Genomic DNA, 14,656 nt, shown 5'->3' on the forward strand with positions numbered 1-14,656 from the left:
CCCCGCCGCCGGGCCGCTCCCAAGGCGGGGTCAGCCCCCTCGGGGGGCAGCGACCCGCGCAGCGGCGGAGCGTGGGGGCCACGGACCCCGCCGGCGGGCCGCCCCCAGGCGGGGTCAGCCCCCCTGGGGGGCAGCGACCCGCGCAGCGGCGGAGCGTGGGGGCTCCACCTAGCCGTGGATCGACGAGAGGAACTGCCGCAGTTCCGGGGTCGCCGGAGAGCCGAACAACTGCTCAGGCGGCCCCACCTCATGCACGCGGCCCTGGTGCATGAAGATCACGCGGTCGGCCACCTTGCGGGCGAAGCCCATCTCGTGCGTCACCATGAGCAGGGTCATGCCTTCTTCGGCCAGGGATTCCACCACCCTCAGCACTTCGCCCACCAGCTCGGGGTCCAGTGCCGAGGTGATTTCGTCGCAGAGCAGCACGCTGGGTTCCATGGCCAGGGCGCGTGCAATCGCCACGCGCTGCTGCTGTCCACCCGAGAGCTGGTCTGGAAAGGCGTCGAACTTCTCGGCCAGCCCCACGCGCGCCAGCAGCTTGCGCGCCTGCTCGGCACCCTGGGTGGGTGCCGTCTTCTTCACCAAACCGGGCGCGAGCATCACGTTGCGGCCCACGCTCAGGTGGGGAAACAGGTTGAAGTTCTGGAAGATCATGCCCACGTGCTGGCGCAGTTCGCGCATGGCCGCCGCGTCCTTGTGCAGCAGCGGGCGTTCGTCCACGGTGAGCGAGCCGGACTGGAACACCTCCAGTCCGTTGATGCAGCGCAGCAGCGTGCTCTTGCCCGAGCCGCTCTTGCCGATGATGGCGATGACCTCGCCCGCCTTGACCTGCAGGTCGATGCCCTTGAGCACTTCGTTGCTGCCGTAGGACTTTCGCAGTTGCTGGATGTCGACGATGGTGCGCTCAGCGGCTGGCATGAAGTTTCCTTTCCAGAAAGCGCGCGTACAGGCTGACAGGGAAGCACAGCGCGAAATACATCAGCGCCACGCAGCTGTAGACCAGGAAGGGCGCGAAGGTGGCGTTGGTGATCATGGTGCCGGCCTTGGTGAGTTCGACGAAGCCGATCACCGAGGCCAGAGCCGTGCCCTTGATGACCTGGACCAGGAAGCCGACGGTGGGCGCGATGGCGATGCGCGTGGCCTGCGGCAGGATCACATACCGCAGCTGTTCGCCAAAGCTCAGGGCCAGGCTCTGCGCCGCCTCCCATTGGCCCTTGGGCACGGCCGCCACACAGCCGCGCCAGATCTCCACCAGAAAGGCGCTGGTGTAGAGCGTGAGCGCCACCGAGGCCGCTGTCCAGGCTGAGGTCTCGAAGCCGAAAAGGGCCAGGCCGAAGTAGGCCAGGAAGAGTTGCATCAGCAGCGGCGTACCTTGGAAGAGCTGCACGTAGCTGCTCACGAACGCCTCGGCGCCTGGCCATTTCGCGGTGCGCGCCACCAGCAGCACCAGCCCGACGATGCCGCCGCCGATGAAGGCGATCAGCGACAGCACCACCGTCCAGCGGGCCGCCAGCAGCAGGTTGCGGACGATGTCCCACAGTGAGAAATCAACCACGGCGGCCTCCGAACAGGTAGCGGGGTCCCAGCCAGTTCAGCAGCGCGCGCACACCGATCGACAGCAACAGGTAGATGCCGGTGGCGACGATGAAGGCCTCGAACGCGCGGAAGTTGCGGCTCTGGATCAGGTTGGCGGCGTAGCTGAGTTCCTGTGTGGAGATCTGGCCGCAGACCGCCGAACCCAGCATCACGATGATGATCTGGCTGGTGAGCGCGGGCCACACTTTGCGCAGCGCGGGCGGCAGCACCACGTGCAGAAAGGTCTGTGCGCGAGAGAGCGCCAGGCTGGCCGCCGCTTCGACCTGGCCCCGGGGCGTGGCCTCGATGCCGGCGCGGATGATCTCCGCCGCATAAGCGCCGAGGTTGATCACCATGGCGATCACGGACGCCAGTTCGGGCGTGAGCTTCACGCCCGCGGCCGGCAGGCCGAAAAACACGAAGAACAGTTGCACGATGAAAGGCGTGTTGCGGATCAGCTCCACATACGTCGCAGCCAGCCAGCGCAGCGCCAGCGGGCCGTGGCTGCGGGCCCAGGCGCAGGCGGTGCCTATCACCAGGCCGATGACCGCCGAGATGGCGGTCAGGCCCAGTGTCCAGAGCACGCCTTTGGCCAGCAGCGGCCATTGCGAGAGGACCGCGGGGAAGTCGAGTTCGATGCCCATGGACGCTTGAGCGCAGGGTGTTCAGCGGCTCATTCCGGCAGCGTGCCGGCCGGGCGGCCCAGCCACTTCTTGGCCAGGGCATCGAGTTCACCGGCCTTCTTGGCCGCGAGCACCACTTCGTTGACCTTGGCGCGCAAGGCATCCTCGCCCTTGGCCACGCCGATGAAGTTGGGGCTGTCCTTGAGCAGCAGCTTGTATTCGGCACCCAGAGCGGGGTTGCGCTTGATCATGTTGTCGGCCACGGAGACGCCGGTGGCGATGAACTGGGTCTGCCCGGAGACGAAGGCCGAGACGGTGGCGTTGTTGTCCTCGAAGCGCTTGACGTCGGTGCTGGCGGGGGCGACCTTGGTCAGTTCCTGGTCCTCGATGGCGCCACGCGTGACCGCTATCGACTTGCCGCCCAGGGCGTTGAAGTCCGCCAGCGCAGCGCTCTTGGGGCCGTAGACCGCCTGGAAGAACGGCGAGTACGCGACGGTGAAGTCGATCACCTTTTCGCGCTCCGGGTTCTTGCCCAAGGTGGAGATGACCAGGTCGGCCTTCTTGGTTTGCAGGTAGGGGATGCGGTTGGCGCTGGTCACCGGCACCAGCTCCACTTTCACGCCCAGCTTGGTGGCGATCAGGTTGGCCATGTCGACATCCAGGCCCTGGGGTTTGAGATCGATGCCCACGAAGCCGTAGGGAGGGAAGTCGGTGGGGACGGCGATCTTGATGAGCTTGTTCTTCACCACGGTCTCCAGCGCGGTCTGGGCATGGGCTTGGCCCAGACCCAGGGCGGAGATGGCCAGGGCGGAGGCAATGAAGGTGCGTTTGGTGAGGGTCATAGCAGGGCTCCTAGGTAGGTGTCGCTCGGGGGGGATGAAGGGGGTTTCTTGCCGCGTGCGCCGGCTTCGCGCACCGGCGCGAGCGCCTCGCGCAGGTTGGCCAGCGGGTCGCTCGGGGTGCCCAGGCGCAGCGCGGCCTGTACCTGGCCAATGTGCGCCGCCATCAGTTGTTCGGCAGCGGCGGTGTCGCCGCGTTCCAGGGCGGCCACGATGTCCACGTGGTCCTGGCAGGACTGCACGGCGTCGTGGGTGCTCTGGTAGAGCATGGCGATGAGCGTGGTGCGGGCGGTGAAATCGCGCAGCGTGTCGGCCAGCAACTGGTTGCCCAGGCATTCGGCCAGGCACACATGGAAGTCGCCCAGCAGGTAGCTGCGCTGGCCGACGTCGTCGCCTTGGAGGGCGGCCTGCTCCTGCTTCAGGTGCTGGCGCAACCGCCTGAGGGCGGCCTTGTCGACTTGTGCGGTGCCGCGGATCAGCCCGGTCTCGATCACGCGGCGGGCCTCGAAGGCCTCGCGCGCCTCCTCGTGCGAGGGCTGGACCACGTACCAGCCGCGGCGCGAACTCACGGTGACGATGCCGCGCGCGGCCAGACGCACCAGCGCCTCGCGCACCAGCGTGCGGCTGCAGTCAAACAGAAGAGACAGGCTCTGCTCGCCCAGGCGCGTGCCGGGCGCCAGCCGTTGCGCGAGCACGGCCTCGATGATGCGTTGGGCGATGTCGGTGGAGCTGACCATGGTGCATGAAGACCTTTGCCCACTCTTCATGCGAATTCCGTGCCAAGGCCATACAAGCCTTGTATGCAAGCAAGATGCACCAGGGTCGTGCGCAAGAGGCCGACACCGCACCACGGCGGGCGGTGCATCCGCGCCCGGTGCGGGTCAGCGCTGTGCGCTCAGGATGCGGAAGTCGTCCTCGTAGCTGCCCAGCACGCGGGCCGCGTGTGCCCGCTGCTCGGGGGAGGTGCTGTTGTGCAGCGTGGTGAACAGCGTGCAGCCGTGGCGCACCAGATCCCGGCTGTAGGCGTCGTAGCCCGGCGTGGGCGAGTGGCCGATGCGCGCGAAGTACGCCCGCACCAGTGAGGCGGCGCGATCCGGGGAGGCCTGGGCGTCGCGCACCGTCTGCAACAGGTCGGCCTGGCGGCGCAGCCGTTCGGTCTGGGTGCGCTGGGCGTCGAAAGGCGAGGCCTGCAACAGATCGCGCAGGCGCTGACGCTGCGCGGATGAGAGCGTGCCGTAGATGCGCTCGTTCCGGCCGACGGCGTCGTCCAGCCGCTTCTTGATCCGCTGGTCCGCGCTGCCGCGCAGAAAGTCCTTTTCGAACGCCTCGTTGCCGCGCGCGAGGTGGCGCTGGAGGTGTTCGATCTGCGCCGGGGTCAGTTGCAGCGCGAGCCGTGCGAAGGGCTCGACGGTCTGGTCCGCCGCCAGTTCGAGCCGCCGACGCACTTCGTCGAACTGCTCGCAGGCTTGCCCGGCCGTGATGTCCGCGGAAGCCATGACCTGCCAGCGGCGCAGCACGTCGGCATAGACCGGGAGCTCGTTCTGGCGGTGCCACAGGAAGAAGCGGTCCAGCGCTTCGCGGGCCTGCGTGGCCTGCAGGTCATCGAGGTCGACATGGCTGTCCAGCCACCAGTAGCTCAGCGTGGGAGCCTGGTTGTAGGCCAGCCGGGCGGCCGTACACGCCGACAAGGCCACCGCCAGCACCAGCAGCGCGCCAAGCCGGCCCACATGGCGGGCGATAATCCGCCGCAGGTGATGGCCGGCAAGAACGCCGCGCAGCCATTCCCCGAGAGAGGTATTCATGTCGTTCCCTGTGGATGTGGTGGTGATGGCGGCCGGCAAAGGCACGCGCATGAAGAGTCAGCGGCCCAAAGTGTTGCACCGTTTGGGCGGCCGCGCACTGGCCCAGCATGTGATCGACTGCGCCGCGCGGCTATCCGCCCGCTCGGTTGTGGTGGTCACGGGCCATGGCGCCGAGCAGGTGGAGTCGGGCCTGAGCGCTCCTTGCGCCACCGAGCTTCGCTTCGTGCGCCAGTCGCCGCAGCTGGGGACCGGCCACGCGGTGCAGCAGGCGGTGCCGGTGCTGCCCGACGACGGCGTGGTGCTGGTGCTCAATGGCGATGTGCCGCTGATCGACCCGGGCACTCTGGAGGCGCTGCTGCAGGCCTGCGGCGGCGAACACCTCGCCCTGCTCAGCGTGGACACGGGCGCCGACGCCACCGGTTATGGTCGCATCGTGCGCGCACCCGATGGCGAGCGTGCCGTGCTCGCCATCGTGGAGGAGAAGGACGCCAGCGACGAACAGCGCCGCATCACCGAGTGGTACAGCGGCGTCATGGCCGCGCCGGCGCGCCTGCTCAAGTCCCTGCTGGGGCGCCTCACCAACGACAACCGCCAGGGCGAGTACTACCTGACCGACGTGGTGCGGCACGCGGTGGCTGCCGGGCAGGCCGTGAAGGCCCTGACCACGCGCGACGAAATCCAGGTGGCGGGGGTGAACAGCCCGCGGCAACTGGCCGAGCTTGAGCGGGCCTACCAGCGGCGCGTGGCTGAGACGCTGATGGACCAGGGCGTGCGGCTGGCGGATCCCGCGCGCCTGGACGTGCGCGGCGAGCTGGTGTGCGAGGAGGACGTCGAGATCGACGTCAATTGCGTGTTCGAAGGACGCGTGGTGCTGCGCGCCGGTGCCCGCATCGGTCCGAACTGCGTGATCGCCAACGCCGAGATCCAGGCCGGGGCCGAGCTCCAGGCTTTCACCCACATCCAGGGCGAGAAGCTGGGCGTGACCGTCGGCCCGGGCGCGCAGATCGGCCCGTTCGCACGGCTGCGCCCGGGGGCGCAACTGGGTGCGGACGTGCACATCGGCAACTTCGTCGAAGTCAAGAATTCCACGCTGGCCGCGGGCGCCAAGGCCAACCACCTGGCCTACCTGGGCGATGCCACGGTGGGCGAGCGCGTGAACTACGGCGCCGGCAGCATCACCGCCAACTATGACGGCGCCAACAAGCACCGCACCGTGATCGAGGCCGACGTGCACGTTGGCAGCAACTGCGTGCTGGTGGCGCCCGTGACCATTGGCGCGGGCGGTACCGTGGGGGCCGGCTCGACCATCACCAAGAGCACCGCGCCTGGCGCACTCTCCGTGGCCCGAGGCAAGCAGGTGGCGCTCGAAGGCTGGCAGCGCCCCACCAAGAAGAAGGGCTGATGGGCGCGGCGTGCGTGGGGGGGCTTGCTCAGCCCCCGTGCACGTCGAAGGAACTGCCGTCGAAGCGGCTGTTGCCGCCGAACTTGCTGTTGCCGTTGCGCGTGCGGCCGGTACGCTCCAGGTCCATGAGCTGGCTCAGGCCCATGATTTCCGACTCGCGGTAGCCGGTGTGTGAAGAGTTCGGGCCGAACTCGGAGAACTGGCTTTCCAGTTGTTGCATCACGCTCTCGCGCCCGTTGTCTTCCTTGGGCTTGGGTTTGGGCAGCACGGCCAGGTTGAGCTGGGCGCGGAAATCCGCTGGCGAAGGCATGCGGTGCAAACCGTTCTTGAGGAACACGAAGCGCACCCCCGCTGTCTTGAGGATGCGGTTCTTCAGCTTCACCTGGAAGGCGCGGGCTTTGGCGTTGCTCAGGTGGTATTGCTCGATGTCGAACGCAAACGTAGGGCGACCGTCTTCGCCACAGACCACGAAATCCACCTTCTGGTGGGCCAGGCGTTCTTCCGCGCGCTTGCGGTCCTTGGCCCGGCGCACCGTCAGCATGTGCCTGAGCGACACGTTGGGCAGCACCACCTGACCAGGAAACGTGTCCTGCAGGTAGTCGAGCATGTGCACCTGCTCGGTGGTGAGAATGCGCTCCGGCGCATAGCGGTCGTCGCGGCCTGTCGACTGACGGTTGGCCGCGCGCCGGTAGATCCATGCGCCCAGCCCTGCCAGGATGACCACGGCGGCGGCCGCCGCGATGGCGATCCACGTGACTTCCATACAACCTCCTTGGACCCAGCAGCGGCCTGCCGGGTGCGAGGAGTGGAGGTTGTTACATATGGGGGGGAGCGTCAACACGGCGGACGCGACGCGGTCGGTTCTACCGTGCGTTTTGCATCAAAAGCCGGTTGCATCTGTGGTCCAAGGTACACATCCGCTCATGGGCCGCTGCCCTGGCCCAGGGGCAGGCGGGGTTGGAACTTGGCGCGTTTGAGACTGAAGAAGGCCTTGATGTTGCGCACGTTGGCGTCGCTGGTGAACAAGCGCTGGGCCAGCGCCAGGTAGCCAGGCATGTCGGCGCAGTGCACCACCAGCACGAAGTCGGGTCCGGGGCTCACGCGGTAGCACTGCTGGACCTCGGCCACCGGCAGAACCCGGTTTTCGAACGCGTCCAGGTGTTCGGCGCCCTGGCGTTCCAGGGTGATTTCCACCAGGGCGGTGAGCCCGTGGCCGAGCACCGGGGCCAGGCGGTCCGGGCTGAGCAGGGCGACCTCGCGTTCGATCAAGCCGAGTTGGCGCAGCCGTTTCACCCGCCGCAGGCTGGTGGGAGGGGACAGATGCGCCAGTTCGGCCAGGGTCTGGTTGCTGCGCGAGGCATCTTCCTGCAGCAGGTCCAGCAGACGCAGGTCGGCTTCATCCAGGTCGATTGATTCCATAAACGGCAGTTCAGTGAAATATTTGACGGACAAATGCGGGGGGAGAAATTATCTGCCATTCATGCTGAAACTATGAACAACTATTTCTAATGGCTATGGGTAGCATCCCATCACTTTCATTTTTCAGGAGTGCGGCATGTGCGGCATCGTGGCGGGGGTTTCGGGGCGTGACATCGTGCCTGTGCTGGTTCAGGGGCTTCAGCGGCTGGAGTACCGCGGGTACGACTCCTGCGGCGTAGCGGTGCACAAGTCGGGGCTGCAGCGTGCGCGCAGCACCGCCCGTGTGGCCGAACTGGCGCAGCAGGTCCAGGCCGAAGGCATTGCCAGCGGCACCGGCATCGCCCACACCCGCTGGGCCACGCACGGCGCGCCCGCGGTGCACAACGCCCATCCGCATTTCAGCCATGGGCCGGCCGGCACCAGCAGCGTGGGGCGCGTGGCCCTGGTGCACAACGGCATCATCGAAAACCACGATGAATTGCGCGCAGCCTTGCAGGCCAAAGGCTATGTGTTCGAGAGCCAGACCGACACCGAGGTCATCGCTCACCTGATCGATTCGCTGTACGAAGGCGACGTGTTCGCCGCGCTGCAGTCCGCCGTGCGGCAATTGCACGGTGCCTACGCCTTGGCCGTGTTCCACAAGGACGAACCGCACCGTGTGGTGGGCGCGCGTGCCGGTTCACCGCTGGTGCTGGGCGTGGGCTCTGCCGATGGTGAACACTTCCTGGCGAGCGACGCCATGGCGCTGTCGGGCGTGACCGACCAGATCGTCTACCTGGAAGAAGGCGACCTGGTGGATCTGCAGCCCGGGCGCTACTGGGTGCTCGACGCCGACGGCCGTTCGCTCAATGCCTCGCAGCGACCGGTGAAGACGGTGCTGGCGCACAGCGGGGCGGCCGAGCTCGGGCCCTACCGCCACTACATGCAGAAGGAAATCTTCGAGCAGCCGCGCGCGATCGGCGACACGCTCGAAGGCGTCGAAGGCATCACCCCTGAGCTGTTCGGAGACAGCGCCTACCGCGTCTTCAAAGAGATCGACAACGTGCTCATCCTGGCTTGCGGCACCAGCTACTACAGCGGCTGCACCGCCAAGTACTGGCTGGAGTCCATCGCCCGCATCCCGACCCAGGTGGAAGTGGCCAGCGAATACCGCTACCGCACCAGCGTGCCCAATCCGCGCACCCTGGTGGTGACCATCTCGCAAAGCGGCGAGACGGCCGATACCCTGGCCGCCTTGCGCCACGCGCAAGGCCTGGGCATGAAGCACACCCTGACCATCTGCAACGTGGGTACCTCGGCCATGGTGCGGGAATGCTCGCTCGCCTACATCACCCGCGCCGGTGTGGAAATCGGCGTGGCGTCCACCAAAGCCTTCACCACCCAGCTCGCCGGCCTGTTCCTGCTCACCCTGGCGCTGGCCCAGGTTCGCGGTCACCTGAGCGAGGAGGCCGAGGCCGAGCACCTCAAGGCCATGCGCCACTTGCCCGTGGCCCTTCAGGCCGTGCTGGCCCTGGAGCCGCAGGTGATCAGTTGGGCCGAAGACTTTGCCCGCATGGACAACGCGCTCTTCCTGGGGCGTGGCCTGCACTACCCGATCGCGCTCGAAGGTGCGCTCAAGCTCAAGGAGATCAGCTACATCCACGCCGAGGCCTACCCGGCTGGCGAGCTCAAGCACGGGCCGCTGGCCCTGGTGACCGCGGCCATGCCGGTGGTCACCGTGGCGCCCAACGACGCGCTGCTCGAAAAGCTCAAGAGCAACATGCAGGAAGTGCGTGCGCGCGGCGGCGTGCTCTACGTGCTCGCCGACGCGGACACCCGCATCGCCAGCAGCGAAGGCATCCACGTCATCCGCATGCCCGAGCACTACGGATCGCTCAGCCCGCTGCTGCACGTGGTGCCACTGCAGATGCTGGCCTACCACACCGCCCTTGCCAAAGGCACCGACGTGGACAAGCCGCGCAACCTGGCCAAGAGCGTGACGGTGGAGTAAGGCGAGGGGCTCGTTCGCCGGTTGCAGGGAACTCCCCCCGTTTGACAGGCCTTTCCCCCCTTCCTAGACTCGCCGCATGTTCCACCTGCCCGCCACCGCGACCCATGCCCGCAGCCTTGCGCGGCAGCGTGTGGCCTTTGTTCGCCGTTCGCAGGTCCAACCTGTGCTGCGCTGTGGCCTGCCCTGTCAGGCCGCAGATTCCCCGGCCCGGCGATAAACCCTCTCCCTCTCTCATCACGCACACCTTCCATCGCCGGGCCAGAGCTCCGTGCGAAACCTGCCGTGGCCTTCGACGTTCCGAGGGTCCGGTGTCTGGAAGGAGTAGTCCGTGTGGTCGTCCCTGTCCCTTGGAAGGCGTCTCGCCGTCCCGCCGCTCTCGCGTCCTCCGTGGCGCTCGCTGTTGCCGCAGACGGGTGATGGCCAAAGCGGCGTGCCCTTGCCACGCGAGTCCGGGCCCATGCGCCTGGCCGCACCGCCCGCGCGGTGGCTGGTGCTGACCACGCTGCGCGCGCGGACCGGTGAACACCTGCGCAAGGTGGCGCGCCATGCGGTGGCCAAGGGAGCCCATCTGGTGCTGGCCTACTACGAAGGCCAGCATCCCAGCGGGCTGGTCGATCCGCTGGCTCGCCTGGCCCAGCGTGCGCGTTTCCTGCGGAGGCGGCTGGGGGTCTGCGTCGACCTCGTGGACGGTGTTCTGCGCAGCCGCCGCGACCTGCTGGCGCTGGTCGACGGGGCAGACCTGGTCTGCCTCGTCGACGCCAATGAGCCGCCCGCGGCGCGGGCGCTCATGCCGGACCTGTTGACGGTGTTGCTGCGCGCTGGATCCGCGCCGGTGTGGGTGGTGCAGGATGCGTCGGAAACCCGCTTCACCACGCTGCACTGCTGCACCCGCCTGAGTCCGGCCGATGCCGTGTTGCTGCCCTGGGCGCAGGCACTGGCGCCTGCCCGCGGCATCCACCTGGTGCACGTCCTGGAAACCACCATGCCGGTGCCCGAGCCGCGGGAGAGTGCGCAGCACGTGGTGTTTGACCACATGTTGCGCCAATGGCGCATGCGGGCCTACCAGTCGCTGGAGCAATGGGCGTTGCCCTTGCGCGCGGCGGGGTGGCGGCCGATGCTGACGGTGCTGCTGGGCAACGTGGAAGAGGTGCTGGCGCAACATGCTCGCAGTGCCTGGCACGGCGTGGTGCTGTTGGGTCATCGCCGTCGCCGCTGTTGGCCGGGAGAACGGTCTTCGCTGGTGCACCGCGTTGCCGCGCTGGGCATCGACGTTCTGGCCGTGCCGCTGCCTCGTCAACCCTGGCCACGCCGGGCCGGACAAGCACTGGTCCGCTGGCTGGGTCTGCGGGCGGCGCAAAGCCGCGGGGCGGCATGGCCATGAGCGCTCTGGAGATCTCCCGTCGCCTGGTCAAGGCCAAGAACCCGTGCGCGCAGGGATTTCGCTGGCTGCTGCGCCACCACCCCGACGGGCACGACTACCAGCCGCTGCTCGACGCGCTCGTGGCCGATGGCCGCGTGGACGATGCCTGCTGGCTGCTCGACCAGTTTGGTCCCACCCATGCGGTGCTGCGCCTGGATCGTCTGGCGGGCGAGGCCATTGTGTTCGCTGGATCTCTCGATGTGCGCGGCGACATCGATGTGGGCACGGTGCTGCGTGTGGGACGCACGCTGCGTGCGGGGGGATATGTCCGCGTGGGTGGTGCGGCCAGGGCAGGGGGCGACATCGTGGTGGACGGTGGCCTGGAGACAGGGTCGATCGAAGCGGGTGGCGACGTGCATGCCCTGCGCCTGGACATCGAGGGTGCCGTGCGGGTGGAGGGTCAACTGCGCACGACGCAGGACGTGGTCTGTCAACAGGACCTGGATGTTCGCGGTCGGGTGGCCGTCGGTGGGGCACTGGTGTCTCGCGGCAGGGTGCACTGCGGCCGCAGCCTGCAGGTGCGCGGCGACCTGCAGGCGGACGGTGACATTCGCGCAGGCGAAGGCATTCTCGTGTGCGGGGCCGTGCATGCCGGCGCGCACCTGGATGCCGGCCAGGGCATCCGGGCCGGCGATTCCATCGCCGCGGGCGGTGCCATCCGCGCCGGCGAGAGCCTGGCCTCGCCGGAGACCATCACCGCCGGGCCGGGTTATGGCGTGTTCGCGGGCCTGTGCGTGCAGCAGGATGAGTGGCCAACCAGTGCCCGCGTGCAGGCCCGCGTCAAGCCCGAGGGCCTGATGAGCGGTTGGTGGGAGAGCGTGCAGAACGCCGCCGACGGACCGGCGCTGGTGCGGCCATGAACCGCACCAGGGTGCGGATCATCCAGTCGGCGCAGCGCTGCGCCAAGCACGCGGCCGGCTGCGCGCGGAGCGTGTCAGCCGGGGGATCCCGCAAGGCCAGATGCTCGAATGCCAGGGACTCCAGCGCGGCGCGCTCCTGGGGGCTGAACGCCGGGTCTCCCGGCGCCAGCACCACCAGCAAGGCTCGCACGCCGCGCACTCGCAAGGCCTGAGCCAGCGCGGGCAACTGGCTTCGGCGGGGAGACCAGAAGACGGCTTCGCGTTCGCTGCGTGGCCGGCCGGTGTGCAGGACCGCCATGTCCTGGTCGGGCAGACGGGACAGCCATACCGATGCCTCGGCCTCGTCTGTCGCCCAGCCCGACCGAAGGCGCGGCGAGACGGGGCGCAGCGGCTGGCGCGTGAGCACGGTGATCTGGTGCGCCGCCTCGCAGGTCCATGCATCGCGCAGCAAGCCGCCGCCCAGGGGGCCGGCCGCGCCAGCCACCAGCACCCTCAGCGGAGCTGCTTCCCGCATTGAAGACCACGCCCTGCCGCTCAAGCGGACGCAAACGGATTCGCCAGCGCAAACCATATACCCAGGGCGACAGAGATGATGAAGGCACCGTCGAGCAGGCCGGCCAGCAGGAATACCTTGGGTTGCAGGGTGTCCACCATTTCCGGCTGGCGTGCGGCAGCCTCCAGGTACCGGCCCGCCATCAGGCCGATGCCGATGCAGGAGCCCAGTGCCCCCAATCCGATCATGTGGCCTACCGCCACCGGAAGTGATGTGATGTCGTTCATGGACTTCTCCTTGTCGTGTGCCATGGCCTCACTGTGCATCCGGGTGCGCGGACGGTCCATGACGCGGGAGGTCATGCGGTAGCGCCATAGGCGGCATGCCTGTGCCTGAGGCGCGTGGCTTCGTGGCCCTCCGCGGGAGCTTGAGAACTTCTGCAGACGGTCCGGTCCGCCCCGCGTAGCCTGCGGTCCGGATCGAACTTCCGTGCCGGCTTGCCAAGCCTGCCGGAGAAGCAGGGACATGCCATGAGCCTCCAACATCTCGTGCAAGGTGCGCGCCGCTTCGGGGTGTTTCCTCCCGTGCGCATGCACGGACTCGTGGCCGGCGTGGTGTGGCTGGCGTTGTTTGCGGGCGCCAACGGCCGCTGCTTGGCTACCGAGGAGCGGCAGGTGCGCGAGCACGCCGTGGCCGACTGCGTGGAGGCGGCCAGCCGCCGGCATGGCGTCAACCCCGATCTGCTCCTGGCCATCCTGCGTGTCGAATCGGACCTTGTTCCGCATGCGGTGCGCCGCAACGCCAACGGTTCGATCGACGTCGGCATTGCGCAGATCAACAGCATCCATTTCTCTCGCCTGCGGGAATACGGTCTGGAGAGCGCTCACCTGCTCGATCCCTGTGTGGGCACCTACGTCGCGGCCTGGCACCTGAAGAACCAGATCCTGCGCCATGGCAATACCTGGTTCGCCGTGGGGGCGTACCACAGCGTCACGCCCCGTTTCAACCAGCGCTACCAAGTGCGCGTTGCACAGGAACTGCGCCGCATGGGGCGGCTTGTTCCCTGATCCGCGTGTACGCCATGTCGCTTGGCGCCCTCTACTCGCTCCTTCATTCATGCATGGCTGTGGTTCGTCACAAATGGAACGAAATGCAATGCCGCTCTATAGACTTTTTTCCACTGCTTCCCTCTTTGTTGCATACCGATTTTTCAACCCGCCATGCCTGTGTGACCCAGGGAGGTTCATGCGGTAGGGCATCACACCAGGAGATCGCGTCATGAAGACCACCATCCAAACGGTCATGCGTCCGTTCCACCAAGACGAAGGCGTCATGCGCCTGTTCATGCTGTTCGCCATCGCCATGCTGCTGCTGGTGGCCAGCGACATGTCGCATGCGGCAACCGCTGGGGATGCATTTGCGGGCTCCACGCTTTCCGAGGGGTTGACCAACCTCATTGCCACCTTGAATGGCACGGTGGCGCGGTCCCTGGCCATCGTCGCCGTCATCGGAGCGGGTATCGCAGGCCTGACCGGGAAGATGGAGTGGACCCGTGTGGTCGTGGTGGTGCTGGGAGTGGGCATCGTTTTCTCCGCGACCAGCGTGATCGACGTTCTCTTTGTCGATGTTGCCGGTGTCCGGTGACGGGGTGGCATGCATGAAAGCCTATGCCCTTGCCCTGTGCGTCCTGCTGTTGCAAGCCTGCACCAGCGCTGAGTTGAATGCGCCGACACCACCGTGTGCATCCGTGTCGCGAGACTGTGGACCCTCCCGTCCGCTGAACCAGTCCTTCGCGCAGGCGGACGTACTGGCGGACAGCGTCCAGCAATAGTCCCAGCAACAGATGTCCATCCGGATTCTGCAGGAGGTCCGTTATGTCCGACAACCAGATGCAGTGCGAAAGCGATGCGGTGTTTCTGGCGCTCGCCCGCCCGCCGATGATGTTTGGCGTTACCGACATCTACGCCGTGATGATGATGATCATGGTCATGCTGATCTTCCTGGGCATCGGCGGGGGGAAGGGCATGGTCTACGCGGCCTTGTCTGCCCCCGCGCTGTACGTCTTCGGCTATGCCATGTGCGAGCGCGACCCGCGGGTGTTCCAGCTCTGGGGCGTCAAGCTGGCGAACTTCTCGGCGGGCCAGCGGCGTTCGGCCTACTGGGGCGGGGTGTCGTTCGATCCGGGAGGCTGTGCCAGGCCCGATGCCAGGTCTTCGGGCCGGCGCTGAGGAGA

General features: G+C 67.4%; 17 protein-coding genes. 7 read left to right on the forward strand and 10 right to left on the reverse strand.

From position 1 onward, the window contains the following. Positions 1-168 precede the first annotated feature (168 nt). From KIT53_RS10855 to KIT53_RS10880, 6 genes are all read right to left on the reverse strand, one after another. Positions 169-918 carry an amino acid ABC transporter ATP-binding protein gene (locus tag KIT53_RS10855; RefSeq protein ID WP_297751999.1) on the reverse strand — a complete coding sequence of 250 codons (750 nt, stop codon included), beginning with the start codon at positions 916-918 and terminating at the stop codon, positions 169-171. Next, positions 905-1,555, reverse strand: coding sequence for an amino acid ABC transporter permease (locus KIT53_RS10860; protein WP_297752002.1), 651 nt, complete (start codon positions 1,553-1,555; stop codon positions 905-907). The genes KIT53_RS10855 and KIT53_RS10860 overlap by 14 nt, the downstream gene beginning before the upstream one ends. Further along, a complete protein-coding gene (locus KIT53_RS10865) occupies positions 1,548-2,219 on the reverse strand; it encodes an amino acid ABC transporter permease (protein ID WP_297752004.1) in 672 nt (223 codons plus the stop codon). Before KIT53_RS10865 ends, KIT53_RS10860 begins: the two co-directional genes overlap by 8 nt. A 29-nt stretch (positions 2,220-2,248) precedes the next feature. After that, positions 2,249-3,040 carry a transporter substrate-binding domain-containing protein gene (locus KIT53_RS10870; protein ID WP_297752007.1) on the reverse strand — a complete coding sequence of 264 codons (792 nt, stop codon included), beginning with the start codon at positions 3,038-3,040 and terminating at the stop codon, positions 2,249-2,251. Then, a complete protein-coding gene (locus KIT53_RS10875; protein WP_297752010.1) occupies positions 3,037-3,774 on the reverse strand; it encodes a GntR family transcriptional regulator in 738 nt (245 codons plus the stop codon). The genes KIT53_RS10870 and KIT53_RS10875 overlap by 4 nt, the downstream gene beginning before the upstream one ends. A gap of 144 nt (positions 3,775-3,918) precedes the next feature. Next, positions 3,919-4,839: a DUF6279 family lipoprotein gene (locus KIT53_RS10880; RefSeq protein WP_297752012.1), complete on the reverse strand. Its 921-nt coding sequence runs from the start codon at positions 4,837-4,839 to the stop codon at positions 3,919-3,921. Here KIT53_RS10880 and glmU point away from each other — a divergent pair. Further along, a complete protein-coding gene (gene glmU, locus KIT53_RS10885) occupies positions 4,838-6,241 on the forward strand; it encodes a bifunctional UDP-N-acetylglucosamine diphosphorylase/glucosamine-1-phosphate N-acetyltransferase GlmU (RefSeq protein WP_297752015.1) in 1,404 nt (467 codons plus the stop codon). The two genes, KIT53_RS10880 and glmU, sit on opposite strands and share 2 nt — an antisense overlap. A gap of 28 nt (positions 6,242-6,269) precedes the next feature. Here the strand turns inward: glmU and KIT53_RS10890 are convergent, their stop codons facing one another. Both KIT53_RS10890 and KIT53_RS10895 read right to left on the reverse strand, forming a co-directional pair. Continuing rightward, a complete protein-coding gene (locus KIT53_RS10890; RefSeq protein WP_297752018.1) occupies positions 6,270-7,004 on the reverse strand; it encodes a DUF2726 domain-containing protein in 735 nt (244 codons plus the stop codon). Positions 7,005-7,162: 158 nt separating this feature from the next. After that, the gene (locus KIT53_RS10895) at positions 7,163-7,660 is read right to left on the reverse strand and encodes an Lrp/AsnC family transcriptional regulator (protein WP_297752021.1); all 498 of its coding nucleotides are present in this window, start codon (positions 7,658-7,660) and stop codon (positions 7,163-7,165) included. A gap of 136 nt (positions 7,661-7,796) precedes the next feature. Here KIT53_RS10895 and glmS point away from each other — a divergent pair, with 136 nt between their 5' ends. The 3 genes from glmS to KIT53_RS10910 all read left to right on the forward strand — a co-directional run bounded on the left by glmS (position 7,797) and on the right by KIT53_RS10910 (position 11,930). Then, complete coding sequence (gene glmS / locus KIT53_RS10900; RefSeq protein WP_297752024.1) at positions 7,797-9,650, forward strand: glutamine--fructose-6-phosphate transaminase (isomerizing); 1,854 nt, start codon at positions 7,797-7,799, stop codon at positions 9,648-9,650. 328 nt (positions 9,651-9,978) lie between these two features. Further along, the gene (locus KIT53_RS10905) at positions 9,979-11,031 is read left to right on the forward strand and encodes a hypothetical protein (RefSeq protein ID WP_297752027.1); all 1,053 of its coding nucleotides are present in this window, start codon (positions 9,979-9,981) and stop codon (positions 11,029-11,031) included. Further along, positions 11,028-11,930, forward strand: coding sequence for a hypothetical protein (locus KIT53_RS10910; protein ID WP_366521912.1), 903 nt, complete (start codon positions 11,028-11,030; stop codon positions 11,928-11,930). The genes KIT53_RS10905 and KIT53_RS10910 overlap by 4 nt, the downstream gene beginning before the upstream one ends. Here the strand turns inward: KIT53_RS10910 and KIT53_RS10915 are convergent. Both KIT53_RS10915 and atpE read right to left on the reverse strand, forming a co-directional pair. Continuing rightward, on the reverse strand, positions 11,851-12,444 hold the full coding sequence (locus KIT53_RS10915) for a hypothetical protein (protein WP_297752030.1): 594 nt from the start codon (positions 12,442-12,444) through the stop codon (positions 11,851-11,853). The two genes, KIT53_RS10910 and KIT53_RS10915, sit on opposite strands and share 80 nt — an antisense overlap. Before the next feature lie 20 nt (positions 12,445-12,464). Beyond that, positions 12,465-12,710 (reverse strand): F0F1 ATP synthase subunit C, encoded by a 246-nt coding sequence (atpE, locus tag KIT53_RS10920; RefSeq protein WP_297752033.1) that lies wholly within the window; start codon positions 12,708-12,710, stop codon positions 12,465-12,467. A 243-nt stretch (positions 12,711-12,953) separates the two neighbouring features. Here atpE and KIT53_RS10925 point away from each other — a divergent pair, with 243 nt between their 5' ends. The 3 genes from KIT53_RS10925 (at position 12,954) to KIT53_RS10935 (ending at position 14,651) form a co-directional block, all read left to right on the forward strand. Beyond that, positions 12,954-13,490 (forward strand): lytic transglycosylase domain-containing protein, encoded by a 537-nt coding sequence (locus KIT53_RS10925; protein ID WP_297752036.1) that lies wholly within the window; start codon positions 12,954-12,956, stop codon positions 13,488-13,490. Between the two features lie 211 nt (positions 13,491-13,701). Next, entirely contained in the window at positions 13,702-14,067 is a 366-nt protein-coding gene (locus KIT53_RS10930) for a TrbC/VirB2 family protein (RefSeq protein WP_297752039.1), read from the forward strand. 230 nt (positions 14,068-14,297) lie between these two features. Continuing rightward, positions 14,298-14,651 carry a VirB3 family type IV secretion system protein gene (locus tag KIT53_RS10935; RefSeq protein WP_297752042.1) on the forward strand — a complete coding sequence of 118 codons (354 nt, stop codon included), beginning with the start codon at positions 14,298-14,300 and terminating at the stop codon, positions 14,649-14,651. Positions 14,652-14,656: the final 5 nt, after the last annotated feature.

This window comes from Hydrogenophaga sp., from assembly GCF_026125785.1.
In the GTDB taxonomy this organism is placed as follows: Bacteria; Pseudomonadota; Gammaproteobacteria; order Burkholderiales; family Burkholderiaceae_C; genus Hydrogenophaga.